This window comes from Mesorhizobium sp. M0317 (assembly GCF_040321555.1).
Taxonomy (GTDB): domain Bacteria; phylum Pseudomonadota; class Alphaproteobacteria; order Rhizobiales; family Rhizobiaceae; genus Mesorhizobium.
On sequence record NZ_JAMYRV010000066.1, the window covers coordinates 1 to 24,571 of the forward strand.

22 protein-coding genes and 4 pseudogenes are annotated in these 24,571 nt (G+C 60.6%); 20 read left to right on the forward strand and 6 right to left on the reverse strand.

Features of this window, described 5'->3' with window-relative positions; translation table 11 throughout:
- Together NKI88_RS30015 and NKI88_RS30020 are read left to right on the forward strand one after the other, a co-directional pair.
- A pseudogene (locus NKI88_RS30015) lies at positions 1-741 on the forward strand (IS1380 family transposase); the annotation flags it as partial.
- Positions 742-910: 169 nt separating this feature from the next.
- Positions 911-1,075: pseudogene (locus NKI88_RS30020) on the forward strand (LysR family transcriptional regulator); the annotation flags it as partial.
- On the opposite strand, the gene NKI88_RS30025 reads toward NKI88_RS30020, so the two are convergent.
- Positions 1,062-2,267 carry a beta-ketoacyl-[acyl-carrier-protein] synthase family protein gene (locus NKI88_RS30025; protein ID WP_352659016.1) on the reverse strand — a complete coding sequence of 402 codons (1,206 nt, stop codon included), beginning with the start codon at positions 2,265-2,267 and terminating at the stop codon, positions 1,062-1,064. The pseudogene NKI88_RS30020 and the gene NKI88_RS30025 sit on opposite strands and share 14 nt — an antisense overlap.
- Entirely contained in the window at positions 2,268-2,543 is a 276-nt protein-coding gene (locus NKI88_RS30030; RefSeq protein ID WP_031206078.1) for an acyl carrier protein, read from the reverse strand.
- Between the two features lie 575 nt (positions 2,544-3,118).
- On the opposite strand from NKI88_RS30030, the pseudogene NKI88_RS30035 reads away from it, so the two are divergent.
- Positions 3,119-3,220, forward strand: a pseudogene (locus NKI88_RS30035) (LysR family transcriptional regulator); the annotation flags it as partial.
- A gap of 97 nt (positions 3,221-3,317) precedes the next feature.
- Positions 3,318-4,473: pseudogene (locus tag NKI88_RS30040) on the forward strand (IS1380 family transposase).
- A gap of 71 nt (positions 4,474-4,544) precedes the next feature.
- Here the strand turns inward: NKI88_RS30040 and NKI88_RS30045 are convergent.
- On the reverse strand, positions 4,545-4,868 hold the full coding sequence (locus NKI88_RS30045; RefSeq protein WP_352659018.1) for a hypothetical protein: 324 nt from the start codon (positions 4,866-4,868) through the stop codon (positions 4,545-4,547).
- Positions 4,869-4,924: 56 nt separating this feature from the next.
- Positions 4,925-5,314 carry a hypothetical protein gene (locus NKI88_RS30050; protein WP_023747260.1) on the reverse strand — a complete coding sequence of 130 codons (390 nt, stop codon included), beginning with the start codon at positions 5,312-5,314 and terminating at the stop codon, positions 4,925-4,927.
- Positions 5,315-5,874: 560 nt separating this feature from the next.
- On the opposite strand from NKI88_RS30050, the gene queC reads away from it, so the two are divergent.
- The 3 genes from queC to queE are packed head-to-tail and all read left to right on the forward strand — an operon-like array spanning position 5,875 to position 7,660.
- The gene (gene queC / locus NKI88_RS30055; protein ID WP_352515443.1) at positions 5,875-6,573 is read left to right on the forward strand and encodes a 7-cyano-7-deazaguanine synthase QueC; all 699 of its coding nucleotides are present in this window, start codon (positions 5,875-5,877) and stop codon (positions 6,571-6,573) included.
- Positions 6,573-6,929, forward strand: a complete 357-nt coding sequence (queD, locus tag NKI88_RS30060) for a 6-carboxytetrahydropterin synthase QueD (protein ID WP_023807034.1) — start codon at positions 6,573-6,575, stop codon at positions 6,927-6,929. The genes queC and queD overlap by 1 nt, the downstream gene beginning before the upstream one ends.
- On the forward strand, positions 6,926-7,660 hold the full coding sequence (gene queE, locus NKI88_RS30065) for a 7-carboxy-7-deazaguanine synthase QueE (RefSeq protein WP_352515442.1): 735 nt from the start codon (positions 6,926-6,928) through the stop codon (positions 7,658-7,660). Before queD ends, queE begins: the two co-directional genes overlap by 4 nt.
- Before the next feature lie 237 nt (positions 7,661-7,897).
- Here queE and hemN read toward each other — a convergent pair whose 3' ends face one another.
- On the reverse strand, positions 7,898-9,247 hold the full coding sequence (gene hemN / locus NKI88_RS30070; RefSeq protein WP_352659029.1) for an oxygen-independent coproporphyrinogen III oxidase: 1,350 nt from the start codon (positions 9,245-9,247) through the stop codon (positions 7,898-7,900).
- 151 nt (positions 9,248-9,398) lie between these two features.
- Between hemN and NKI88_RS30075 the strand changes: the two genes are divergently transcribed.
- The 12 genes from NKI88_RS30075 to NKI88_RS30130 all read left to right on the forward strand — a co-directional run bounded on the left by NKI88_RS30075 (position 9,399) and on the right by NKI88_RS30130 (position 23,567).
- The gene (locus NKI88_RS30075) at positions 9,399-10,145 is read left to right on the forward strand and encodes a Crp/Fnr family transcriptional regulator (RefSeq protein ID WP_023708062.1); all 747 of its coding nucleotides are present in this window, start codon (positions 9,399-9,401) and stop codon (positions 10,143-10,145) included.
- A 558-nt stretch (positions 10,146-10,703) separates the two neighbouring features.
- Positions 10,704-12,314: a cytochrome-c oxidase, cbb3-type subunit I gene (gene ccoN, locus NKI88_RS30080; RefSeq protein WP_352515441.1), complete on the forward strand. Its 1,611-nt coding sequence runs from the start codon at positions 10,704-10,706 to the stop codon at positions 12,312-12,314.
- Positions 12,315-12,325: 11 nt separating this feature from the next.
- Positions 12,326-13,057: a cytochrome-c oxidase, cbb3-type subunit II gene (ccoO, locus tag NKI88_RS30085; protein ID WP_352515440.1), complete on the forward strand. Its 732-nt coding sequence runs from the start codon at positions 12,326-12,328 to the stop codon at positions 13,055-13,057.
- A gap of 11 nt (positions 13,058-13,068) precedes the next feature.
- Positions 13,069-13,218, forward strand: a complete 150-nt coding sequence (locus NKI88_RS30090) for a CcoQ/FixQ family Cbb3-type cytochrome c oxidase assembly chaperone (RefSeq protein WP_023766610.1) — start codon at positions 13,069-13,071, stop codon at positions 13,216-13,218.
- A gap of 2 nt (positions 13,219-13,220) precedes the next feature.
- Entirely contained in the window at positions 13,221-14,084 is an 864-nt protein-coding gene (gene ccoP / locus NKI88_RS30095; RefSeq protein ID WP_352659022.1) for a cytochrome-c oxidase, cbb3-type subunit III, read from the forward strand.
- Between the two features lie 129 nt (positions 14,085-14,213).
- Positions 14,214-15,773 carry a cytochrome c oxidase accessory protein CcoG gene (gene ccoG / locus NKI88_RS30100; RefSeq protein ID WP_352515438.1) on the forward strand — a complete coding sequence of 520 codons (1,560 nt, stop codon included), beginning with the start codon at positions 14,214-14,216 and terminating at the stop codon, positions 15,771-15,773.
- Positions 15,770-16,267, forward strand: coding sequence for a FixH family protein (locus NKI88_RS30105; protein ID WP_352515437.1), 498 nt, complete (start codon positions 15,770-15,772; stop codon positions 16,265-16,267). Before ccoG ends, NKI88_RS30105 begins: the two co-directional genes overlap by 4 nt.
- Positions 16,264-18,552, forward strand: coding sequence for a cation-translocating P-type ATPase (locus tag NKI88_RS30110; protein WP_352659024.1), 2,289 nt, complete (start codon positions 16,264-16,266; stop codon positions 18,550-18,552). The genes NKI88_RS30105 and NKI88_RS30110 overlap by 4 nt, the downstream gene beginning before the upstream one ends.
- Positions 18,549-18,719 carry a cbb3-type cytochrome oxidase assembly protein CcoS gene (ccoS, locus tag NKI88_RS30115; protein ID WP_023808099.1) on the forward strand — a complete coding sequence of 57 codons (171 nt, stop codon included), beginning with the start codon at positions 18,549-18,551 and terminating at the stop codon, positions 18,717-18,719. Before NKI88_RS30110 ends, ccoS begins: the two co-directional genes overlap by 4 nt.
- 66 nt (positions 18,720-18,785) lie before the next feature.
- A complete protein-coding gene (locus tag NKI88_RS30120) occupies positions 18,786-19,553 on the forward strand; it encodes a CBS domain-containing protein (protein WP_352659026.1) in 768 nt (255 codons plus the stop codon).
- A 633-nt stretch (positions 19,554-20,186) separates the two neighbouring features.
- Positions 20,187-21,368: a 5-demethoxyubiquinol-8 5-hydroxylase UbiM gene (gene ubiM / locus NKI88_RS30125; RefSeq protein WP_023808102.1), complete on the forward strand. Its 1,182-nt coding sequence runs from the start codon at positions 20,187-20,189 to the stop codon at positions 21,366-21,368.
- Between the two features lie 288 nt (positions 21,369-21,656).
- Entirely contained in the window at positions 21,657-23,567 is a 1,911-nt protein-coding gene (locus NKI88_RS30130) for a putative bifunctional diguanylate cyclase/phosphodiesterase (protein WP_023808103.1), read from the forward strand.
- Between the two features lie 94 nt (positions 23,568-23,661).
- Here NKI88_RS30130 and NKI88_RS30135 read toward each other — a convergent pair whose 3' ends face one another.
- Complete coding sequence (locus NKI88_RS30135; protein ID WP_081725593.1) at positions 23,662-23,943, reverse strand: DNA -binding domain-containing protein; 282 nt, start codon at positions 23,941-23,943, stop codon at positions 23,662-23,664.
- Positions 23,944-24,047: 104 nt separating this feature from the next.
- On the opposite strand from NKI88_RS30135, the gene NKI88_RS30140 reads away from it, so the two are divergent.
- The gene (locus NKI88_RS30140) at positions 24,048-24,281 is read left to right on the forward strand and encodes a helix-turn-helix domain-containing protein (protein ID WP_023694857.1); all 234 of its coding nucleotides are present in this window, start codon (positions 24,048-24,050) and stop codon (positions 24,279-24,281) included.
- Positions 24,282-24,571: the final 290 nt, after the last annotated feature.

Below are 24,571 nucleotides of genomic sequence, written 5' to 3' on the forward strand. Positions count from 1 at the left end.
AGCGTCTGCCGCGTTGCATCGACGATCCGCGCTGCCCGGACCAGGTCGTCCACAGCCTGGCGGACATGATCGGCTTTCGCATGAAGATGATCGCCGCGGGCTACGAGGACGGCAACGACGCCAACCGGCTGCGCCGCGATCCGGTCTTCAAGATGGCCCAGGATGCGCTGCCGTCGGGTCGGGATCTGGCGTCGAAATCGACGCTGTGCCGGCTGGAGAACCTACCCGGCGTGCGGGAGTTGGTCGATGGGACGGGGGATGGTCGATCTCTATTGCGCCTCGTTCCGGCAGGTGCCGAAGCGGATCGTACTCGACATTGACGACACCTTCGACGCTGTGCACGGAGGCCAACAGCTTCGCCTGTTCAATGCCCACCATGACGAGTACGGCTTCCAGCCGATCGTCGTGTTCGATGGTGCGGGACGGTTCGTCAGCGCGATCCTGCGACCGGCCAAGCGGCCGAGTGGGGCTGAGATCCGCCCCCACCTGCGCCGTCTGGTGCGGGCGATCCGGATCAACTGGCCGAACATTCGTATCCTGCTCCGCGGCGATAGCCATTATTGCAACCCGCAGGTCATCGACTGGTGCCGCGCCAACGACGTCGACTTCATCTTTGGCCTCGCGCCCACCACGACCCTGCGCAAGCATGTCGCGGATCTGGAGGCCAGCACGACGGCACGCTTCGAAGCGTCGGCCAAGACAGGCAAGGTCCGCAGGTTCAAGGAGTTCGTTGACGGCGCCCGCGGCGCGGCCCGGGCCGGCAGCACTCAGGCGGCTATAACGGGCGCAGAGCCGACCCTGAGGCTTCCAGACATTGTCGTGTACAGCTTCAGACCCTCAAGCCGAGCCCGCAGGGCCTCGCTTACCTTTTACGGGGCGGCGGTACGTCCAAGCCGCTTCAACAGTTAAGAATTTCGCAAAGACGATACCCCCGGATCGTCGAGCTTCCGCTGCCACTTCCCGCATTCGCCGAGGCGGTCAATGACCCGCCCTTCACAATAGTTATCTGGCAAGCATCTGGATGCGAGAGATAATGTTGCCGGAGGCATCTCTCATGGCTTCTACACCTGCCTGAACGCCAGAACCGCGTTCGTGCCGCCAAAGGCGAAGGAGTTGCTCAGTGCCACGCGCACCTTGCGCTCGCGTGCCACATTGGGCGTGACGTCGAGATCGCAATCGGGGTCCAGCTCACGATAATTGGCAGTCGGCGGCACGACGCTCTCGCGGATAGCCATCACGCAGGCGATCAACTCGAGCGCGCCGGACGCGCCGAGGCAATGCGCGTGCATGGACTTGGTAGAAGAAATGGACATTGAGAAGGCGTGCTGACTGAAGACTCGCTTGATCGCCGCCGTCTCGATCTGGTCGTTGGCCTTTGTGCCGGTGCCGTGCGCGTTGAGATAGTCGACATCCTCGGCGTCCAGCCTGGCATCGGCAAGGCAGGCCCGCATTGCTGCCTCCGGCCCCTCGACAGTCGGCGCGACGATGTCGGACGCATCGGCGGAAAGGCCGGCACCGGCAATTTCGGCAAGGATGGTGGCGCCCCGAGCCAGGGCATGCTCGTAGCTTTCCAGCACCGCCATGCCGGCGCCTTCACCAAGCGATAGGCCCTGGCGATCGGCCGAGAATGGCCGGCAAGCATCGGGCGAAAGCACGCGGATCGCTTCCCATGCCTTCAGCACACCCCATATGAGCGGCGCTTCGCTGCCGCCGGCAAGCATCACGTCGGCCCGGCCGTGCCTGATCTGGTCCACCGCGCAGGCAATCGCATGGTTTGCCGAGGAACAGGCGGACGTGACGCCGAAGACCGGCCCGCGCAGGCCGAGACTCATGCTGACCTGGCCGGCAGCGGCACCCGGCATCGCCTTGGGTACAGTCAAGAGAGCGGCACGCTTACCGCCCAGCAGGATGGCGCGGTAGGTTTGCTCGATCGCATCCCACCCGCAGCCGCCAACGCCCACCGTCGCACCGAAGCGATAGCTATTTCCCTCTTTGGAGGAAAGTCCGGCCTGACGCATGGCTTCGCGCGCCGCAAGAACAGCGAGCAGGCTGAAGCGGTCCATGGAGATGAGTTGCTTGCGGTCGATGTCATGCTCCGGCAGCGCTTTGATCTCGGCACCAATCCTGACCCTCAATTCATGGAGCTCGGAGTTGACGATTGGGCCGATGGCGGAGCGGCCTTCTCGCATCTCTGTCCAAATGGCGGCGGTGTTGGTCCCAAGCCCGCAAATCCCGCCAATCCCAGTAATCACGACGCGCCTGTCCATTCACACCCCCGTAGCGAGCAAGCTGCGCACGGCTTCCACCATGTCCCCAACATTCTGGAGATCCGACCATGCCTCGGCCGTATTCATCTCGATCTCGATGCCGTAGGCCTGCTCCAGGTCCCAGAGAACGTCCGCCAATCCCAGTGAATCGATACCGAGCGAAGTCAGTCTCGTGGCAGCCGTTATCTCGCCGCCTGTGGCAGGCGCTATGCCGCCCTCCGACGCGGCGCGCTTCTTGATCATGGCGATTATTTCGTTGGCGAGTTGATCTGCCATCTTGTTCCTTTCCAGCTTGCGTTTTCGGCGTCGTTCAAAACCCGAGTCGCGTCGCGTTGCCAAAATTGCCCCTCATGGAGCCCTGTGCGCCGACCAAGCCCAATGCCCATAGGAACCGGACGAGTTCCGGCTTCTGCGGCGTCAGCCCGATGACGAAGAAAAGTCGCCGGCCTCCCGCTTTTGCGCCAGCACATCAAGAATCTGCGTGTAAATGGATAGGAACCGTCGTCAAACGTCAGCTAAACGCTGCGACGGTGGGTGCTGTCAGCGTATTCACTCGGCACCTCATATGTAATCGAGATGTTTCATAGCTCCGGACCAGTTGCGATCAACTATTGTACCGGTCCGCCATTCGTCGGAGAGTTCGACATGATCGGAGCGCTGCCTCTCATTTCCAGTACAATCTCCACCGCACGCGACAGATTTCCTCTTTCGGGCTCTTCTCAAGGGACTCGCCACGCGATAGGGGCAGTGATCGGCGCACTTGAGATCCTGCCAGGTCCATGCGACATTCCGGAAAATTGGTAAAATCCTTTGTTTCAATCAAATTCATCCACGCTATGGATAGCTAAGACATTCGTTTCAAAGGGCTCGATCTGAATCTTCTCGTCGTTCTCGACGCGCTGCTGAGCGAGCGCAGCCTCACGGCGGCGGCACGCCGCATCAACCTAGCCAAATTCATGGGGGTTGGTGGATGTGGCGCAAGCCCGTTGAAATGACGTAGGATTTGGTTGCTTAAGCCGATCCGAACCATTTCCCGAGACCACACCCACCATGAACGATCTTGCGCTGCCGCTGAGCGGTTTGTCATCAGTCGGCGGCAAGTCCGTCGTCGCCCGTTTCGACGGCGGCATGCTGTCGTCCAACAGCGGCGTTCTGGCCTTGGCCGAGGTGGAAAAGCGGTTGCGGATGGCCGAGCGTCTGCCGCGTTGCATCGACGATCCGCGCTGCCCGGACCAGGTCGTCCACAGCCTGGCGGACATGATCGGCTTTCGCATGAAAATGATCGCCGCGGGCTACGAGGACGGCAACGACGCCAACCGGCTGCGCCGCGCTCTCGACACCTTCGACGCTGTGCACGGAGGCCAACAGCTTCGCCTGTTCAATGCCCACCATGACGAGTACGGCTTCCAGCCGGATCGTCGTGTTCGATGGTGCGGGACGGTTCGTCAGCGCGATCCTGCGACCGGCCAAGCGGCCGAGTGGGGCTGAGATCCGCCCCCACCTGCGCCGTCTGGTGCGGGCGATCCGGATCAACTGGCTGAACATTTGTATCCTGCTCCGCGGCGATAGCCATTATTGCAACCCGCAGGTCATCGACTGGTGCCGCCCCAACGACGTCGACTTCATCTTGGCCTCGCGCCCACCACGATCCTGCGCAAGCATGTCGCGGATCTGGATGCCAGCACGACGGCGCGCTTCGAAGCGTCGGCCAAGACAGGCAAGGTCCGCAGGTTCAAGGAGTTCGTTGACGGCGCCGCTAGTTGGAGCCGCGTCGAGCGCATCATCGCGCGGGTCGAGGTCGGCGCCCACGGTGGCGATATCCGCTTCGTCGTCACCAACCTTGCCGGTGGGAAGGCCAAGGCGCTCTACGAGGATGTCTACTGCCGGCGCGGCGCGGCCGAGAACCACATCGTGGAAGACGCATCTTGCCGCCGACCGCACATCCTGCACCAGAGCGACGGCCAACCAGTTCCGGCTATTCCTGCATGCCGGTGCTTACTGGTTGATGTGGGGCTTGCGGGCCGCGATGCCGAGGCGCTCGAGCTTTGCCGTCGCCCAATTCGACACGCTGCGATTGCGCCTCATCAAAATCGCTGCGCGGGTGGTCGAGATGAAATCGCAAATCCGCCTGCACCTGCCGACATCGTGCCCCGACCAGCGCATCCTGCGCATCGTCCTCGATCGCATCCCCCAACTCGCGACATAACGATGGGCGCAGGCGCCCGAAACGAACCCGCCGACCGCAACCTGTAAACCCCCGCCTGCCATCACGACGGATCATCGCCGGCACCCGACGAGGCTTGTCAAAATGCACAGGGCGGCCAGATCGCCGATGCAGGCCGCCGAAAGCTCATCGCCGTGCATCAAGGCGGCTAGATGGCAACGAGGCTTATGCCGCCCGTGCATCGCAGCTCCATATGCATGAGGGGTCGTCGCTTCAAAATACTTGATACATTTGCGCTTGCGTAGCTCCTTGCATGCGCGCGATGCCAGGAGGAGACCTCTGTCTAAACGCTCGCATCGATGCAACGCCGTTGACACCATCATCGTGGCGACCGCTTTGCCACGGCCGCCGCAGCCCTTTTCGAGCATCACGATCATGCCGGCGCCATCGCAGTGATGCACATGCAAATTCAGAGATGCACTCTGGCCATATGCTAGGTGCCCAGCATATGTCCGGCATCCCGCAACGCCGCTACGAAAAGACGGGCATTGCCGTTGGCATCCATCTTTGCCTGCATCGACAGGGGCATCCTGTGCCAGCTCTCCAAGGCCGCAATGTAATGTGAGAACATACCGTTAACGATGCAATAGTGGGTAACTAGGCCGTGTCCGTCTAACGCCAGCACGCCGAATTGGCCGCCGTGATATCGGATGGCTGCGACCCGCTGGACCTGCGCGTCACCGTCGATCCGAACGTCGAAAAGCAGGCTGCCGCGGCTCCTGGTGGCTATCTCGGCGGCTTTTTCAGCGAAGCTCAACGAGAGCGAGCGGACGCTTTCGACTGCCATCTGTAAAACCATCAAGTTCAGTTCATCCACTGCCATGAGGTACCTGTGCGCAAGACATGGGTGATTGCAATCGACCACACCGCTTGTTCACAGATGTCGGCTCACGACCGGTTATTCAGGGTTCGCCGGTCATCCATTGAGGGCGTGCTCATCAAAATGCTCCTGAAGTGGAATGCGCTGCATCTACGAAACGCGAGGAGCAGGCCAGCCAAAGCTGTCGCGACAATTGATCTCATAATCCATCCCGATATCTGGATTTCGGCATCGCTGAACATACCTGGTAAGTGAGCTGTTTGCGGCAAGCCCATCTCGGCTTTGTACCCCGAAACCGTTGCAATGGCGTCGCTCGGCGCTCGGGACCGCCAGGCTCTGCTCGTCGAGAACTTTGTCCCCGAGAAGCGTTCGACTTGAGCATTCCGCTCAAGGGTGACGTCTCGCCAGTCCGTGTCCTTGCAGCTCACCGCGAAGGCTTTTTGCGCATCGCACGCAAGCGCACGAATTGGTCTCCGTTCACTTCACAAAATGGTTTTCCTGAAGTACTGGAGCGCAGAGAAATCTCCGGTCGCAGCCTACCCGGTTAAAACAAGGACCCAACGATGAAGACTCTCGTCGTCTGCTCCGGCGGATTGGATTCCGTTACTCTTGCCCACAAGGTGGCAGCGGAGCACCAGCTTACCGGCCTGCTATCGTTCGATTACGGCCAACGGCATAGGAAGGAATTGGGCTTCGCCACCCTTTGCGCGGAGCGCCTGAGTGTTCCGCAGCGAATCATCGATATCCACGAGATCGGCGGCGGCCTTTCCGGCTCCGCGCTGACCGACAATGTGGACGTGCCCGACGGGCACTATGCCGAAGACACGATGAAGATAACGGTGGTGCCCAACCGGAACGCCATCATGTTGGCCATTGCCTTCGGCCTCGCCGCAGCGCAAGACGCTGACGCAGTGGCGACGGCCGTGCATGGTGGGGATCACGTTGTCTATCCCGATTGCCGTCCGGCCTTCATCGACGCTTTCCAGATGATGCAGGACCACGCGCTCGACGGCTACGCGCAGATTCGCCTTTATGCACCCTATGTGAACCTGACGAAGGCGGACATTGTTACGGATGGAGCCACATACGGCACGCCGTTTGCGCAGACCTGGTCCTGTTACAAGGGCGCCGAGCGTCATTGCGGGAGGTGCGGGACCTGCGTCGAGCGGCGTGAGGCGTTTCACATCGCTGGGCACCCCGACCCAACCGAGTATGAGGACTCCGACTTCTGGCTCGGAGCGCTGCGAAGGACCACCGCGTAATGTTCCGCATCACCAAGGAATTCCACTTCTCAGCCTCGCATCAGCTCACCTCATTGCCACCCGATCACCAATGCGCGCGCCTGCACGGACATAACTACATCGTCGAAGTGGAGCTTTCAGCGGATGGACTGGACGATCACGGCTTCGTGCGCGACTACCATGACTTGGCGCCATTCAAACGCTACATCGACGAGAGCTTCGACCACCGACATCTCAACGACGTGCTGGGACACGAGCAAGTCACGGCGGAATATCTGGCCAGACATTTCTACGAATGGTGCAAGGCACGCCTGAGCGAAACCGCGGCCGTGCGGGTGAGCGAAACGCCGAAAACCTGGGCGGAATACCGGCCATGACGAATACTCATCCCGCAATCCGCGTTAGCGAGATTTTCGGGCCGACGATCCAGGGCGAGGGCGTGCTCATAGGTTTGCCGACGATCTTCGTCAGAACCGGCGGGTGTGACTATCGCTGTTCCTGGTGCGACAGCCTCCATGCTGTGGACAATCAATTCCGCCATGAATGGGAGATGATGTCCGTTGGCGCGGTGTGGAAAAATGTGCTTGCCCTTTCCGGTGGCCGCCCGCTGATGGTGTCGCTATCAGGCGGCAATCCGGCCATCCAGCCGCTCGGCGCGCTCATCGACCGGGGCCATGGTGACGGTTACCGTTTTGCCCTGGAAACCCAAGGGTCGCTTGCCAGGGACTGGTTTGCGCAGCTTGACGTGCTGGTCCTCAGCCCAAAGCCGCCGTCAAGCCAAATGACGACAGATTGGGCCGCTGTCGAGGCGTGCCTCCAGGCGGCACAAGGCAAGCCCCAAGTCGTGCTCAAGCTCATTGTTTTCGACGAAAGGGACTACACCTACGCGAAAGACGCCGCTGCGCAATTTCCGCAACTTCCGATCTATCTGCAGCCCGGCAATCACACGCCGCCACACCCCACAAATGATGACGCGCCTGTCGACCTTGACGGAATATTGAAGCGCATGGAGTGGCTGGTTGACAGCGTGACCCGCGACAGATGGTTCGAGGCCCGCGTGCTACCGCAGCTGCACGTTGTGCTCTGGGGTAACAAGAGAGCCGTCTAGCCCAGGCCCTTTCCACTGGAACTGCGCCGGCAGAATTCGGGTGAACGGATGGTTCAGGTCGAAGGGAGCTGTCGCCGACAACCATGATCCGACAGGCAGGGCTCGAGCGGACGATATCGTCGCTGCGCCAAGACGCGTCTGGTCCGCTCCGAATCTTGTCTCGATACGACGGTCGCCGATCAACAAACGTACCGCGGTCCATGATCGACTGAGAGGCATGACCGTTCCTCTGAGTGCTCAGACTGCCGCCGAGTGCCTGGCCGTTCCAGCTTCGAAATGTTTGTCGAACCTGGCCGCGATGCTTCGGACGAAAGGGCGACTTTCAGCCGGCACAACGAATCTGTCGCCATCAAGTTCAAGCAATCGAACCGGATCGTGGAGGGCCATGGAACTTGACTGAAGGAGGAGCCTCTGGCCGGCCTCGCCGAAGCGTTCCACCAGATCGATGGCCGAGAAGGCGAAGTCGCACATCAAACGCTCGATGATCCAGCCGCGAACGCGGTCGTCGTTGGAAAGTGCGATACCCCGAACAGCGGCCAGCCCGCCGTCATCAACCGTGCATCGATATTCGCTGGTCGAAGGCATGTTCTGCGCATAGCCCTGCCGAAACTGGCTGATGGACGATGGGCCTAGCCCAATCAAGGTTTCGCAGCAATCGTCGGTGTAACCCTGAAAGTTCCGGTGCAGTGTTCCGGCGCGGGCGGCAAGGGCCAGGGCATCGCCGGGTTTGGCGAAATGGTCGAGGCCGATTGCTTCGTACCCCTGGTCCACGATCGCCCGCGCCGCCAGTTGCGATTGAGCAAATCTCTCCGCGGGACCGGGCAGCCATGCCTCGTCTATCATCGTCTGATGTTTCTTGAACCACGGCACATGGGCGTAGCCAAAAAGCGCTATCCTGTCCGGCTCCAGGGTCAGTGCCTGCGCGACCGTTGAGGAAACGCTCGCCCTGGTCTGGTGCGGCAGGCCGTACAGCAGGTCTAGATTGACGGATTCGACGCCGCGCGAACGAACACCGTCGACTACCGCTTTGGTCTGCAAAAAGCTCTGCTCGCGGTTGATTGCCTTCTGAACCTTCGGATCGAAGTCCTGGACGCCGAGGCTCGCACGAGTCATGCCGATTTCGGCAAGCGCATCGAGGCGGGCATCGTCGATATCGTTGGGTTCGATTTCAACGCTGATCGTGGCGCTGGGAAGAAAGCCGAAGCTCTTGCGCAGGGCGGTTCCCAGCGCCACCATATCTTCGGGCTTGAGCATCGTCGGCGAACCACCGCCGAAATGGACGGCACGCACACGACCTTTGCCTGCAACAAGACCGGCGACGGTAGCGATCTCGGCATGCAGTGAGCGGAGATAGATCGTCACCGGTTCGTAATGGCGTGTCTGCTTGGTATGGCAGGCACAAAACCAGCAAAGCTTGTCGCAGTATGGGATGTGCAGATAGAGCGAGATTTCGTCGCCCTCGTTGAGCGCTTGCAGCCAGCCACGACAAACGACAGCATCAACGCCTGGATGGAAATGCGGCGCGGTCGGATAACTGGTATAGCGCGGGACGTTCTCGCCAAATCTGGCAACTAGCTTTTGTCGCATGTCGTGGTCCACCGTGTTTGCGTCGCCCAACTGTGGATGCTTGGATGAGCCTAAGCCCTGATTTCGATCAACCTTCAGCACGGACAAACTGCCGCAAGGATTTTTCTACCGTGGATGCTATCCTGCCCGCACGGACCGGTAGAGCGATCGAATGACATTACGGCAGGATATTCACAGTTCCGGCATCCCCGTTCTTTGCCTGTCTTGCGAGGCACGGCGCCGCGGTGTCTGTGGCGCGCTAGAGCCAGATCATTTGGCTCAGCTCGCCAAGACGTCGTCGCGGCACAATATCGAGCCGGGGGTCGAACTGATCGGCGACGCCGAGGCGGTCGACTGTTATTCGAACGTGCTTTCAGGCGTGGTGAAGCTCACGAAGAGCCTGTCAGATGGACGCCAACAGATTGTCGGCCTGCAGTTCGCCCCGGATTTTCTGGGTCGGCCCTTCAAGATGAAAAGTGCGATCAATGCGGAAGCGGCAACAGCTGTCTCGCTATGCTCGTTTCCCAGAGCGGCCATCGAACGGATGATGAAGCAGTCACCCGAATTTGTGCATCGCCTGCTCAAGCAGGCGCTGAACGAACTTGACGAGGCACGCGAATGGATGGTGACTCTGGGGCGCAAGACCGCACCAGAGAAGGTGGCGAGCTTTCTCCTCATGATTGCCCGGAACATCGACTCCAATGTTGACCCGACGGCTAGCTCGACGTGCTTCGAGCTGCCGATGACGCGTGCCGACATTTCTGATTTCCTTGGAATCACAAACGAGACCGTGAGCCGTCAGCTGACCAGCCTGAGAATGGACGGCGTGATTCGGATCGAGAACAACCGCCGCGTCACCGTGGACAGCATGAGCCGGCTGGAACGGCGCTGCGGCGGCCGAGGCGCTACAGCCGTTTGAATGACGCAGAAGCTGCATGGCTCCCGTCACTTACTTCATTCGGGGCAGGGCATGCTCGCGTTGGGCTCAGAAGAAGTCGCGTAGCGACAGCCCGTTCTCCATCCGATCGTATGCGCCAGTTGCGTTTCGGCTCGTCGGCGAAGCATCCACACTTGGCCGAAGTCAATACGCCTCATCCGCAGGGGAAAATCGCCGTCTCCCCAAGCCATTAATGTCACGACGGCAGCGTAACGCTGGCGCTGGCTGTTCCAAGGCATTGAAACGATCGGCGTTCGGTAAGGCATCGACCTGCTTTCCAGCGTCGCAGAAGGTGCGCTCCCCCACACGCCCGCGGTCGCCTCCGCACCCCGGGGCCCGACCGGGGACGCCAGGCCCCATCCATAAACGGGCGGCCGGTGGTGCGCTTCCACATTCGATCGTCGCAGTCTGATCGCACCGAACTCGATGCTGCTCGAGCAAAATGGTGCGGCTCTGACATGGATCAGGGCGAGCAGGCGACGGCTGCGCAATAAGGCACCGCGGTTTGGCATCCGCCGGAATTGGAAATCGGGGCTTGCGATGAAATTCGGCAAAGAAATCGTGCTTCTAAGCCTGTTCGCATTCGCGGCTTTGGTGGCGGCTGGCGCTGGGGTGGATGAACCCTTTCGCCAGCACATGTGGGTCTTGTTCTTCGCCTTGGCTGGCTTCACTGCGATCCTACTGCGCAACACTGAGTTCAAGCCTGCCGCGCCGATCGACCCGTCCGCTTACATGGACGGGCCAATCCGCTATGGCGCCATCGCCACCATGTTCTGGGGTGTCATCGGCATGCTTGTCGGGGTGGTCATCGCGCTGCAGCTTGCCTATCCCGATCTCAACATTCAGCCGTGGTTCAACTTCGGCCGCTTGCGGCCTCTGCACACCTCGGGCGTCGTCTTCGCCTTCGGCGGCAACGCATTGCTTTGCACGTCTCTCTATGTCGTCCAACGCACCTGCCGCGCTCGGCTGTTCGGTGGCGATCTCGCCTGGTTCGTGTTCTGGGGCTACCAGCTCTTCATCGTCATGGCCGCGACCGGTTATCTGCTCGGCATCACCGAGAGCCGCGAATACGCAGAACCCGAATGGTATGTCGACATCTGGCTGGCAATGGTCTGGGTCGCCTATCTCATCCTGTTCCTCGGCACGATCCTGAAGCGCAAGGAACCGCACATCTACGTCGCGAACTGGTTCTACCTTTCCTTCATCGTGACCATCGCGATGCTGCATGTGATCAACAACCTGTCGATGCCGGCCTCCTTCCTCGGATCCAAGAGCTATTCCGCATTTTCCGGAGTCCAGGACGCCCTGACGCAGTGGTGGTACGGCCACAATGCCGTCGGGTTCTTCCTCACAGCCGGCTTCCTCGGCATGATGTATTATTTCGTGCCCAAGCAGGCCAACCGGCCGGTCTATTCCTACCGCCTGTCGATCGTCCATTTCTGGGCAATCATCTTCCTCTACATCTGGGCCGGGCCGCATCACCTGCACTACACCGCTTTGCCTGACTGGGCGCAGACACTCGGCATGGTGTTCTCGATCATGCTGTGGATGCCGTCATGGGGCGGCATGATCAACGGCCTGATGACGCTGTCGGGCGCCTGGGACAAGCTGCGCACCGATCCGATCATCCGCATGATGGTGATGGCCATCGCCTTCTACGGCATGTCGACCTTCGAAGGCCCGATGATGTCGATCAAATCGGTCAATTCTTTGTCGCACTATACCGACTGGACCATTGGCCACGTCCATTCCGGCGCACTCGGCTGGGTTGGCATGATCTCGTTTGGCGCGCTCTACTTCATGGTGCCGAGACTCTGGAACCGTGAACGCCTCTATTCGCTCAGGCTCGTCACCTGGCATTTCTGGCTGGCGACGCTCGGCATCGTCGTCTACGCCGCGGTGATGTGGGTGTCCGGCATCATGCAGGGCCTGATGTGGCGCGAATACGACGAGCAGGGCTTCCTGGTCTATTCCTTCGCCGAAACCGTGGCCGCCATGCATCCTTACTACATCATGCGTGCCATCGGCGGCGCCATGTATCTGGCCGGCGCCCTCATCATGGCCTGGAACATCACAATGACCATCCTCGGCTACCGGCGCGAGGAGGATCCGATGCCGCGCTCCACTCCCGCCCTCCAGCTTGCGCGATGATGAGACAGAAAATGAGGTTGATGAACAGACACGCACTGATCGAGAAGAACGCTACACTTCTTCTCCTCGGGTCGCTGCTGGTCGTGACAATCGGCGGCATCGTCGAGATCGCGCCGCTCTTCTATCTCGACAACACCATCGAGAAGGTCGAAGGCATGCGGCCCTACTCGCCGCTCGAACTTGCCGGGCGCAACATCTATGTCCGCGAGGGTTGCTACCTCTGCCACAGCCAGATGATCAGGCCGTTCCGTGACGAGGTTGAGCGCTACGGCCACTACAGCCTGGCGGCCGAGTCGATGTACGATCATCCCTTCCAGTGGGGATCGAAGCGCACCGGACCGGACCTCGCTCGTGTTGGCGACCGCTATTCCAACCTGTGGCACGTGGATCACCTGACAGATCCACGTTCCGTGGTGCCGGAATCGATAATGCCGAGCTATGCCTTCCTGAAGGACAAGCCGATCGCGGTGAAGGACTTCTCGACGCATCTGGTCGCAAACAGGCGTGTCGGTGCCCCTTACACCGATGACATGATCGCGCATGCTAACGCCGATCTGATGACGCAGGCTGATCCCAACGCTGACACCTCCGGCCTCGAGGCGCGCTACCGCAAGGCCAAGATCGGCGATTTCGACGGCAATCCGCAGCAGGTGACGGAGATGGACGCGCTGGTCGCCTATCTGCAGATGCTGGGCACGCTTGTCGATTTCAAGAACTACGATGAGACCGCCGGCTACCGCTGAGGACAATGGCGATGACGTACAATTTCATGCGGGAGTTTGCCGACAGCTGGGGCCTACTTGCCATGGCTCTTTTCTTCATCGGATCCGTTGCCTTTGCACTTCGTCCCGGCAGCCGCAGGCAAGCCGGCGAAGCAGCTCAAATTCCTCTGAAGGAGGACTGATCATGAGCAGCGATCACATCGACGAGGTTTCCGGCATCTCAACCACCGGTCATGAGTGGGACGGAATCCGGGAGCTGAACAACCCGCTTCCGCGCTGGTGGGTCTGGACGTTCTACATCACCATAGTCTGGGCGATCGGCTACACCATCGCCTATCCGGCATGGCCTCTGCTGCACACGGCAACCAAGGGTGTGCTCGGCTATTCCAGCCGCAACGATGTCGGGAACGAGTTGTCCAAGGCTGAAGCCGCCAAGGGCAAATATGTCGCCGCGATAGAAGCGAAAAGTGTTTCGGAGATCGCGGCGGACGACACGCTGCGCGAATTCGCCATCGCCGCCGGCGGCGCCGCGTTCAAGCTCAATTGCGTGCAGTGCCACGGTTCCGGCGCCCAGGGCTCCAGGGGCTTCCCCAACCTCAATGACGACGACTGGCTGTGGGGCGGCGAGGCGGACCAGATCCAGCAGACGATCACCCATGGCATTCGCTTCGCCTCCGATCCGGATACGCGCCTGTCGGAAATGCCGGCCTTTGGCGACGTTATCACCGCAGACCAGATCCAACAGGTCAGCGCCTACGTCGCCAGTCTGTCGGGCGCCGTCGTCAATCAAGCATTGGTCGCGCCGGGCGCAAAGGTCTTTGCCGAAAACTGCGTGGCCTGTCATGGCGACAATGCAAAAGGCAACAAGGAACTCGGCGCTCCAGATCTGACCGACGCCATCTGGCTCTACGGGTCAGGCCAAGCGGCCATCGCGGCCCAGGTAACCGCACCGAAACACGGCGTGATGCCGGCTTGGGGCGCGCGCCTCGGCGAGATCAAGGTCAAGGAACTGGCGGTCTACATCCATTCGCTTGGCGGCGGAGAATAGGAAAGAAGCCTATTCTCGTCCTCCCCCCTCCCGCCAAGCGACGAGGCCCGGCGCAAGCCGGGCCTCGGCATCATCCAGTACCGATGAGTCGGCTTCCGGCGAAATCGTCGCTGGTGACTGGAGCTTCTCGTGCTCGATAACACGCAAATAGAACGGATCGAACCCACGACGGTCAACTCCGCCAAGGTGCGCCAGCCAATGTATGCCGCGCGCAGGAAGATCTTCCCGAAGCGGGCCTCGGGCAGCTTTCGCCGATTCAAATGGATCGTGATGGCGATCACGCTGGGCATCTACTATCTGACGCCGTGGCTGCGCTGGGATCGGGGTCCGTTTGCCCCCGACCAGGCCGTGCTGCTCGATGTCGCCAACCGGCGCTTCTACTTCTTCTTCGTCGAGATATGGCCGCAGGAATTCTACTATGTCGCCGGTCTTCTGGTCATGGCCGGCGTCGGTCTTTTCCTGATCACATCGACTGTTGGCCGTGCCTGGTGTGGCTACACATGCCCACAGACCGTATGGGTCGATCTGTTCCTGGTCGTCGAGCGCGCGATCGAGGGCGACCGCAACGCACGCATCAAGCTCGATGCCGGTCCTTGGACCACTCGTAAGCTTGTGCTGCGGGCATCGAAACACGTCATCTGGCTGGTCATAGGCGCAGCGACTGGTGGCGCATGGATCTTCTATTTCGCCGATGCGCCGACGCTGCTCGGCGAACTCTTCACCGGCACGGCAGCGCCTGTCGCCTACATCACCGTCGCGGTTCTGACGGCGACGACCTACACGTTTGGCGGGCTGATGCGCGAACAGGTCTGCACCTATATGTGCCCATGGCCGCGCATCCAGGCAGCCATGCTCGACGAGAGCTCGCTCACCGTCACCTACAATGACTGGCGCGGCGAACCGCGCACGCGTCACGCCAAGAAGGTTCTTGCCGCAGGGCATCCCGTCGGCGATTGCGTCGACTGCAATGCCTGTGTCGCCGTCTGTCCGATGGGGATCGACATACGCGACGGTCAGCAACTTGAATGCATCACCTGCGCGCTCTGCATCGATGCCTGTGACGGCGTCATGGATAAGCTCGGCAAAGCGCGAGGACTGATCTCCTACGCGACGCTCTCCGACTACAACGCCAACATGATCCTGGCCACCGCCGGCGGCGCCAGCTCGGTCAATCCATCACTGGTCAGGACGGATGACGGCCTGTTTTCGGACAGGGTGGCACATTTCCATATCCGCAAGATCTTTCGGCCACGCACTTATGTCTACATGGCGATGTGGTCACTGATCGGACTGGGCCTGCTCTTTTCGCTGCTGACGCGCGACCGGCTCGAAATCAACGTCTTGCACGACCGCAACCCGCAATTCGTGACGCTGTCGGACGGCTCAATCCGCAATGGCTACACCGTCAAGCTTTTGAATATGATCCCCGAGCCAAGAACGATCGTCGTCACCGTTGGAGGCTTGGCGGGCGCAGAAATGAGCGTCGTTGGCGTCGACTTGCCGGCCGCCCGCTCCTTCGCGGTCCAGGTTGAGCCGGACCGGCTGAAGATGTTGAAGGTTTTCGTGCGCGTGCCTGCCGATCAGATCCACGGCGAAGCGCAGACCTTCACACTCCGTGTCGAGGACAAAGCGAGCTTCGAGTCCAACGAATACACCGCCACCTTCAACGCGCCGGAGATCGCCAGATGAACGCCACCACGCGAAAACCCCGCGAATTCACCGGCAGGCACATGTTGGCCATCATCCTCGCCTTTTTCGGCGTGGTCATCGCGGTCAATCTGACGATGGCGACGCTTGCCAACACAAGCTGGACCGGCCTCGTTGTCGAAAACACCTATGTGGCCAGCCAGCAGTTCAACAAGAAGGCCGAGGAAGGCCGTGCGCAGGCAGCGCTTGGCTGGACCGGCCAGTTGACCATCGCATGGGACGAAGTCCGCTATGGCATCATCGACGCCGCGGGCAAACCGGTTTCCCTGCATAGCGTGAAGGTGCTGTTTCGCCATCCGGCTTACGAGAAAGAGGATGAGTCCGTCACGCTCGCCCTCGTCTCTGGCCAGGAGTTTGGAGCACAACACGTGCCAAGGGATGGAGTGTGGATTGTCGAAATCGACGCCGATGCCGGCCTGGCAAGACCTTATCGCGACGTGCGCAGGGTCATGATTTCCAATGGAGCGCTAAAATGAGCTGCTGTGCACCGGGCGCGGAAGTCGCGCTGGATCTTGTCAGCGCCACTTCAGTTCTGCCGTCCAGCCAGGAGGTCAGGCTGGCCAGCCGATCGCTTGGCGACGACCTTCATCAGACCGACCTTTCGGTGCCGACCGTTCATTGCGGCGCCTGCATCCAGACGATCGAGACGGCCTTGGGAAAACTCGGTCACGTCGAGGCAGCTCGCGTGAACCTGTCAACCAAGCGGGTCTCAGTCCGCTGGCGCGGCGACGAGGCTCCACCATTGGTCGCTGTGCTCGGCCGGCTCGGCTATCAGGCGCATTTGTTCGAAACCGAGATTGATGCAAAGGACAAGATGCTTTCGGAGCTTATCCGCGCCGTCGCTGTTGCCGGCTTTGCTGCGGGCAACATCATGCTGCTCTCGGTGTCGGTCTGGTCCGGCGCCGAGGGCGCCACCCGCGACCTGTTCCACTGGGTCTCGGCCCTGATCGCCATTCCTGCGCTGGCCTTCGCCGGCGGCATCTTCTTCAAGTCGGCGTGGAATGCGCTGCGCCACGGCCGCATGAACATGGACGTGCCGATCGCCGTCGGCGTGTCGCTGGCCTATGCCATGAGCCTCTATGAGACGATCACCCACGGTGACCACGCCTATTTCGATGCGTCGGTATCGCTGCTGTTCTTCCTGTTGATCGGCCGCACGCTCGATCACGTGATGCGCGAACGCGCGCGGACCGCGGTAAAGAACCTGTCACAGTTGGCTGCGCGTGGCGCCATGGTGCTGCGCGGCGATGGCGCACGGGACTATTTGCCGGTTGGCGAAATCGAACCGGGGATGCAACTGCTCATTGCAGCCGGCGAGAGAATCCCCGTCGACAGCACGATCGTTCATGGAGCGTCGGATCTTGACTGCTCACTGGTCACTGGCGAGAGCACGCCGCGAAACGTCGCGCCAGGGGAGATTGTGCAGGCCGGTGTCCTCAACCTCACCGGTCCGCTGACGATTGAGGCGACAGCGGCCGCCAAGGATTCGTTCCTGGCGGAAATGGTTCGGTTGATAGAGGCCGCCGAAGGTGGTCGCGCCCGGTATCGCCGTATCGCCGACCGCGTGTCGGCACTCTACGCGCCCGTGGTTCATCTCACCGCCTTGGCAACCTTCCTGGGCTGGATGGCGGTGACTGGCGACTGGCACCGGGCGATGACGATCGCAATCGCTGTTCTCATCATCACATGCCCGTGCGCGCTTGGCCTCGCCGTTCCAATCGTTCAGGTGGTGGCCGCGCGGCGCCTGTTCGAAAACGGCATCATGGTCAAGGACGGCTCGGCCATGGAGCGCCTGGCGACGATCGATACAGCCGTGTTCGACAAGACCGGGACGCTCACGCTTGGGAAGCCACGGCTCGTCAACACGTCGTCGATCGATCCCGCCATGCTGGCAATCGCTGCCGACCTGGCCGCGCATTCGCGTCATCCATATTCAAAGGCCATTGCCGGCTTTGCCGTCAGCAGCAGCCAGCACAAATTCGACGCGGTGACCGAGCACCCGGGTTTCGGGATCGAAGCCACCGCCGCCGGTATCACCTGGCGGCTGGGTCGACGCGGATGGGCTGGCTGGAAGGCGCGAACCGGCGGCGAAGGCAAACATGGCTACGGCGGAACAGTGCTGACGAAAAACGGCATGATTGTCGCATCCTTCGTTTTCGAAGATGCGCTACGCCTTGACACCAGGGCAGCGATCGATCAACTGCGCAACGCTGGTATGTGCGTGGAAATGCTGTCGGGCGATACCGCGAAAGGCTGCGCCGAGGTTGCGGACGTGCTTGGTGTCGACGACTTCGTTCCCTGCCTGCTGCCGTCCGGCAAGGTTGAACGCATCGAGAGCCTGGCGAGAGACGGGCACAAGGTTCTGATGGTTGGCGACGGCCTCAATGACACGCCGGCGCTGAGCGCTGCGCATGTCTCGATCGCACCCGCCACCGCCGCCGACATTGGCCGCAATGCAGCCGACTTCGTTTTTCTGCGCGAAAGCCTCTTGGCGATCCCGCTGGCGCTGGACGTGTCGCGCAAGGCGGGAAGCCTGATCCGACAGAACATAACAATTGCGATCGTTTACAATGCTGTGGCGGTGCCGATCGCCATTCTGGGTCATGTTACGCCTCTCATCGCGGCGGTCGCGATGTCTGCCTCGTCATTGCTTGTGATTGGAAATGCCATGCGTCTGCAAGGCTTCGCAACGGGTGCGCCGTCCGAAACTGCGCGGCAGGACAGGCCCGCGCGGGCCGGCGCCTTGGCCCAATCCTCATGACGACGCTCGCCTATCTCATTCCGGTGGCGCTGTTCCTTGGCGCACTCGGCCTGTGCGGCTTCCTGTGGGCATTGAGAAGCGGCCAGTACGACGATCTCGATGGCGCGGCGGAGCGCATTCTTATCGACCGCGACGACGGCGCGGAGAATCCTCCTCGTTCCAAGTGACTCAGATCAACGCGCCGCGCGTCGGGATGTCCTATCGTCGTCCGACGAAAGATCAGGAGGGTGAGGATGCAAGCCGAATCCATCATGACGAAACCAGTCATCACGACGGTTGCGAACGCGACGATCGCCGAAGCGGTCGAGCGCATGCTTTCAAACAAGGTCAGCTGCCTGCCGGTAGCGAACAGCGACGGCACCCTGATTGGCATTGTAAGCAAAAGCGACTTCTTGCGCCGAGAGGAACTCGGAACCCAGCGTGTGCGTCCGCGCTGGCTGGAGTTTGATCTTGGCCCGGGCACAACCGCCAATGACTATGCGCGCTCGAACGGACGGATCATCCATCAGGTGATGACCACACCCGTCATCTCGGCGCCTCCTGGCGCCTCGATTGCAGATATTGTCGACTTGATGATGCAACATCGCATCAACAATGTGCCGATTGTCGATCGGGAAAGGGTCGTCGGCATCATCACGCGAACTGATTTGCTGCTTGTCCTGATCCGCGCCATGCCGAAACAGGGAACCACTCCACCCGATGACGACCTGATCCGCAACGCGATACTTGCCGAACTGCAGTCACAAACCTGGAGCGGTGGCGACTTGATCGATGTGAGGGTCAGCGACGGCCTTGTCGAACTGAAGGGGGCGATTGTCGACGAGCGTCAGCGGAAGGCAGCGATTGTTGCGGCTGAGAAGGTTGCCGGCGTCGGGCAAGTCAAGGACGGCCTCCTCCTCAGTACGGATCCGTTCGGTGACGGTTTCGAAGCTGCGGAAAAAGCGGGGACGCCAAGCAGAGTCCCTTTGGTTCTGCTCCCTTCCCACATCATTTGGACATGAGGCCGTCGGCGAGTTGCTTCGGCGATAGCGCCCGTCATGGTTGGCGAGCACGCTGTCGGCAGCGAAGACGCCCGTCCTGAGGGAATGCGATGGCCGCTGCCTGTTTTGGTGGGGCTTGGACCGGGGCTTCCTGTGGATCTTGACGAGCGCCAATACGAAGATCTCGACGGCTCCGCCCAGCGGATCCTTATCGATCGGGAAGAGCCGCGAGGCTGAACCGGTTGGCGGCGTCAACGACTGTGCGGATGCTGGTCGTCATCGACCGAATCTTTAGCTGGCGATCGCCCGCGTTGTGACGATATCGCCGCGCGTGCGAAGAACGGATCAGCCGGCAATACGTTGACGAACTTTTGGCCAGGAGGGGCACCGCGATTGGGAAGCCCACCATTCAGAATGACTAGACATGCAACGTTTTCGCGGCAATCGACCACTCGACCCTGAACCCGCCGTTGCCGGGTTTGTCGAGCCTGGTTGATCCAGATCAGCGTTATCTCTTCATCGGCATGGTTTCATTGACCAGGCTTCCAACGGAGAACGCATGTCTATCGACGCTGGGGAGATGTGCAAACCGTGGGTGATTGCGATGCGTCAAGAGCGCTTCGTATCGCAGATAGACGCTATGGCGGCACGCTGATGGCCGGCTCTGTCGACACATTCGACATCATTGTCGTCGGAGCTGGGCCGGTCGGACTTGCCTTCGCAGCATCGCTCGCCCGGAGCCGACTCAAGGTGGCAGTGGTTGAACGGCAGTCGCTCGACAGCCTGGCGAATCCGGCTTTCGACGGTCGCGAGATCGCGCTGACCCACGCATCAGTGAGAATCCTTCGCGAGCTCGGCGCCTGGGATGCCATCCCCGCATCGGACAAATCACCGCTTCATGGCGCGCGCGTGCTCAACGGATCGAGCCCTTTCGCCCTGTGCTTCGATACTCCCAGCGGATCTGGGGAACCACTCGGATTTCTGGTCCCAAATTGTCGGATCCGCGATGCCCTGTTCAAAGTTGTCTACTTCCAGGATCATGCCCGGCTGCTGTGCGGCAACTCGGTCGTCAATGCAACAACCAGCGACGACGAGGCGGTCATAGCGCTTTCTGATGGCAGGCAATTGGCCGCTCGGCTGCTCGTCGCAGCGGATTCGCGTTTGTCCGCGATGCGCGACCTGCTCGGCATTGGCGCCAACATCCATCCGCTTGGGCACTCCATGCTGATTTGCCGAGTGAGGCACGAGCGCTTCCATCACCAGATCGCGGTCGAATGGTTCGACCACCATCAGACCATAGCGATGTTGCCGCTCATGGAAGGCGTGTCGTCGCTGCTTCTGACTTTGCGCTCAATCGAGGCCGATAGACTGTCTGTTCTCGATGACGAATTGTTCCTCATGGAATTGATGAACCGGTGTCGAGGACGCCTCGGGCAGATGACCCTGGCAAGCACCCGCCATGCCTATCCGCTGGTCACGACCTGGGCGCACAAGTTCTCGGCACCGAGTGCGGCACTGATAGGAGACGCTGCCATCGGCATGCACCCGGTGACCGCGCATGGCTTCAACATAGGCCTAAGCGGCCAGAAGCAACTCGCTCATAAAATACTGACAGCATGTCGCGCCCGCCGCGACATTGCCGATCCCGACATGCTCGGTAGATACGAAAACCGGCTGCGGCTGTCGGCGGCGCCGCTCTATCATGCCACCAACATGCTTGTCGGTCTTTACTCAAGCGAGCACCCGGCGGCACGGCTTGCAAGACATGCTGGGCTCCGCTTTGCCCAACATCTTCCCTTTGTCCGCCATGGCATTTCGGCCATGCTCAGGCGGTGAATCGCACAGAGCGCTACTCTGGAGCGCTGTCTCGGCGCGGCTTCTTTGTCTTGCTGGCTCGCGGCGTCGCGGGCAGGCTGCTCCTGGTGACGTTGCCGATCATGGCATAATTCGGATCAAGGCACGCGCGCGGGCGAAACCTTGATGATTCGGCAATGCTAAGCCAAAGGTGTGACCCGAAGCATGGTGAGCGCACTGGTTACCCTCGCTGGGTAGTTAACCCGTCCTTCAGTGGGCTTGCATAGGTTTGGTCCTCGCGAACAATGACGGAAGCAAACTGGTCCATTCATGGCACCCCTAAAGAAAGAAGAATCGCTGGAGGCCAAAATCCGTCAGGATCAGCTTGCTGACCTGAGGGCCGGGCTCTTCGTGTCGATGCCGATAAGCGCGATCCTGTCAGGCCTGATTTGCGGGGTGCAGGCCCTTTCTGGCGGCGGCTTTGCCGCTGCAAGCTGGTTCCTGGTCGTCAATGCGCTAAATGCCGCCCGGCTTGCACTCGCGCGTTTTCAGCTAAAGGAAACGGGGAGCCATCAGGATTTGCTTGGCGTTTTGCCGCGCCTTCGCATGTTTGGCGTCCTTGCCCTTCTGGCAGGGTTTGCCTGGTCCTTCCCGGCCGTGCTGACTGTTGGATACACAACACCACAAGCACCGATGCATCTGGTCATACTGGCGGGCATTTCAGCTGGTGCGGTTACATATGGCAGTTCGTATGCCACGGCGGCGACCAGCTTCATCACACCTCCACTCCTCATCACGGTGGCGTGCCTTTTGGCGAAAGGCAATTTTGAACGCTACATTCTGGCTTTCACCGTTCTGCTCTTCATGGGCGGCTTGGTCCGAGCTTCGTTTGTTGGGCAGGCGCGCTTCCGCGAAGCAAGCCGCCTGAGACATGAGGCAGAGCGACTTGCGTCGGAAATGGAGCGCAACTCCAGGGAGGACCATTTGACCGCCCTTCTCAACAGGCGGGGCCTTGAACACGCCATCGGTCGGTTCAAGACCGCGGATGGCCCCTTCGTGGCAATGCTGATTGATCTGGACGGCTTTAAATCGGTCAACGACACCTACGGTCACAGGACCGGTGATGAACTGCTTGTCATGATCGCCCGCCGCATAGAGCAGGAAGCACCGGAAGGCTCAACGCTCGCTCGTATCGGCGGCGATGAATTCGTGCTGGTTTTTCCCTCAACGAGAGCTTCGCTTTCTGCCAGTGATCTCGCCTCCAATATCATAGCCAAAATTGCTCGCCCCTATATCGGGGTCGCGTCCGTGCGCGTCGGGGCATCGATAGGGATATACTTGGCGCAGACGTCGAGCCTGACTGAAATGCTGTTGCGGGCCGATATCGCCCTTTATACGGCCAAGCGCCATGGCAGGAACGAATTTTGCCTGTTCGATGCCGAACTCGACCGGGAACTCCAACGCCGCCAGTCCATCGAACGGGACCTTCATTCGGCGATAAAGACGGGAAGATTGCAACCTTGGTTCCAGCCGATCGTGAAACTCGACACCGAGGCCGTGGTCGGTTTTGAAGCCTTGCTGAGATGGTCCCATCCGACACATGGTGCCATCTCTCCACCCGAAATCATCACAGCCGCACGCGAAACCGGAATGCTTCAGCTGCTGACGCAAACCGTATTCGCCGACTGTTGTGCTTTTATCGACGGCTTGGTGAAAGCTGACCGTCGTAACATTCGTGTGGCGATGAATGTTTCCCCGCGCGAACTGGAAGCCGGCGATATCGACGACATGGTTCTGGATGGTCTGGCGGCAAGAGGCCTGCCTGCAACGATGTTCGAAATCGAGATTACCGAAGAATCGCCGGTGGACCCGGACAGAGTGGATGAAAAGCTCGGACGGCTTTCGCATGCCGGTATTTCCATCGCGCTCGATGACTTCGGCACCGGCTTTTCTACCTTGGCATCTCTCAAGGATCGCCGGATACGCAAGGTGAAAATAGACCAGGGCTTCATTCGCGGCTTGGCTAAGTCCAGAGAGGACCGACTGCTTGTCAAATCGGTCATCGAACTCGGTGACATGCTCGGGATCGAGGTCATGGCCGAGGGCGTCGAAACAGAGGCGGATCGGCAAACCCTGCACAAGCTTGGCTGCCGAACCGCTCAAGGCTTCCTCTTCTCCAAGGCTGTGCCTTTGATGCAAGCACTGGAAATGGCAGTCAAACAGCACGCGAACCAGTTGTGACCGCTCCCGCAGCGCCGGCTGTCGCGGCCGTGCGCTGCCGAATTTGGCTACAGAGACTTGCCTGCTCGAAACACGTGGCAGTGGGCGCTGTGCATCAGCCGGCGAACAGTTCCTTGTAGCCGGTCGTCATCATCCAGTTCGCACGGTCGATATGGCTCCGAAGAGCTTTGCGGGCGCGGACCGGGTCAATGGACGGGTCTATGCCGAGAATGCGCTCGGCCATCTCCTTTTCGCTGGCATTGTCGGCGCAGGCATCCAGGATCCGCAGGTAGATCTTGAAATGCTCCCTGTCGTAGCTCGTGAGGTTCTCCGACCAGGGGACTTCATCGCTCAAAGTTGAGCTTCGCGTCTCATCTGTTCCCATTGGTCCATTCATGCCTGCGGATCTCGCCTGTGAGCGCACGCAGTATATCCCAAAATGGGATAATCCGAAACCGGGATTAGTCGCTGATCCGGTCTTTACCCGACCGGTTCGCCTCCATGCCCAAATCCCTTCGATCGCCCCGCCACCAGCGGTTCCTGGCCCGGCTGGTTTTGCTGCGCAAGACCAAAGGCCTGACCCAGAAGCAGCTGGCTGACAAGCTTGGTCGTCCCCAATCCTTCGTGGCCAAGTACGAGGGCGCAGAGCGGCGTCTCGACGTCATCGAGTTTCTCGACATAACTGCGGCCCTTGACGCTGATCCGTGCGAGATTCTGTCCAGCCTCCGGTCCTAGCGGGCGCCCGCGCGCCTGACGACGCGCATCAGGTGCTCGTGAACCGAGCCCGCTTTTCTTCGGCAAGCTCAGGCGGTCTCGGCCATTCGGCTTCGCCCCTTGGCGTGGGCAGCCCTTCGGGCTGAGACGGTCGCCGCCCTTGCGGGCGGCGCGGTTTGTCGGTTGGCCTTTCCCGGTGGGCGCGGGGTGGGCGGCACTCCCTTCTACGACAGCCGCGGCAGCCCCCAACCCATCCCGTGGCCCCACCGGTACAACAATTCCTTGCCGTCCATCGGCAGCCCTCCCCCAAC

Bases quoted from the DNA above. Each gene is read 5' to 3' on its own strand.
- ccoS (WP_023808099.1), top strand. From the start codon at position 18,549: ATGACGACGCTCGCCTATCTCATTCCGGTGGCGCTGTTCCTTGGCGCA.
- NKI88_RS30025 (WP_352659016.1), bottom strand. From the start codon at position 2,267: ATGGACAGGCGCGTCGTGATTACTGGGATTGGCGGGATTTGCGGGCTT.
- NKI88_RS30045 (WP_352659018.1), bottom strand. From the start codon at position 4,868: ATGATCGTGATGCTCGAAAAGGGCTGCGGCGGCCGTGGCAAAGCGGTC.
- NKI88_RS30105 (WP_352515437.1), top strand. From the start codon at position 15,770: ATGAACGCCACCACGCGAAAACCCCGCGAATTCACCGGCAGGCACATG.
- queC (WP_352515443.1), top strand. From the start codon at position 5,875: ATGAAGACTCTCGTCGTCTGCTCCGGCGGATTGGATTCCGTTACTCTT.
- ubiM (WP_023808102.1), top strand. From the start codon at position 20,187: ATGGCCGGCTCTGTCGACACATTCGACATCATTGTCGTCGGAGCTGGG.
- NKI88_RS30090 (WP_023766610.1), top strand. From the start codon at position 13,069: ATGACGTACAATTTCATGCGGGAGTTTGCCGACAGCTGGGGCCTACTT.
- NKI88_RS30130 (WP_023808103.1), top strand. From the start codon at position 21,657: ATGGCACCCCTAAAGAAAGAAGAATCGCTGGAGGCCAAAATCCGTCAG.
- NKI88_RS30075 (WP_023708062.1), top strand. From the start codon at position 9,399: ATGACATTACGGCAGGATATTCACAGTTCCGGCATCCCCGTTCTTTGC.
- ccoN (WP_352515441.1), top strand. From the start codon at position 10,704: ATGAAATTCGGCAAAGAAATCGTGCTTCTAAGCCTGTTCGCATTCGCG.
- queD (WP_023807034.1), top strand. From the start codon at position 6,573: ATGTTCCGCATCACCAAGGAATTCCACTTCTCAGCCTCGCATCAGCTC.
- ccoP (WP_352659022.1), top strand. From the start codon at position 13,221: ATGAGCAGCGATCACATCGACGAGGTTTCCGGCATCTCAACCACCGGT.
- ccoO (WP_352515440.1), top strand. From the start codon at position 12,326: ATGAGGTTGATGAACAGACACGCACTGATCGAGAAGAACGCTACACTT.
- NKI88_RS30110 (WP_352659024.1), top strand. From the start codon at position 16,264: ATGAGCTGCTGTGCACCGGGCGCGGAAGTCGCGCTGGATCTTGTCAGC.
- NKI88_RS30050 (WP_023747260.1), bottom strand. From the start codon at position 5,314: ATGGCAGTGGATGAACTGAACTTGATGGTTTTACAGATGGCAGTCGAA.
- NKI88_RS30030 (WP_031206078.1), bottom strand. From the start codon at position 2,543: ATGGCAGATCAACTCGCCAACGAAATAATCGCCATGATCAAGAAGCGC.
- hemN (WP_352659029.1), bottom strand. From the start codon at position 9,247: ATGCGACAAAAGCTAGTTGCCAGATTTGGCGAGAACGTCCCGCGCTAT.
- NKI88_RS30135 (WP_081725593.1), bottom strand. From the start codon at position 23,943: ATGAATGGACCAATGGGAACAGATGAGACGCGAAGCTCAACTTTGAGC.
- NKI88_RS30120 (WP_352659026.1), top strand. From the start codon at position 18,786: ATGCAAGCCGAATCCATCATGACGAAACCAGTCATCACGACGGTTGCG.
- queE (WP_352515442.1), top strand. From the start codon at position 6,926: ATGACGAATACTCATCCCGCAATCCGCGTTAGCGAGATTTTCGGGCCG.
- NKI88_RS30140 (WP_023694857.1), top strand. From the start codon at position 24,048: ATGCCCAAATCCCTTCGATCGCCCCGCCACCAGCGGTTCCTGGCCCGG.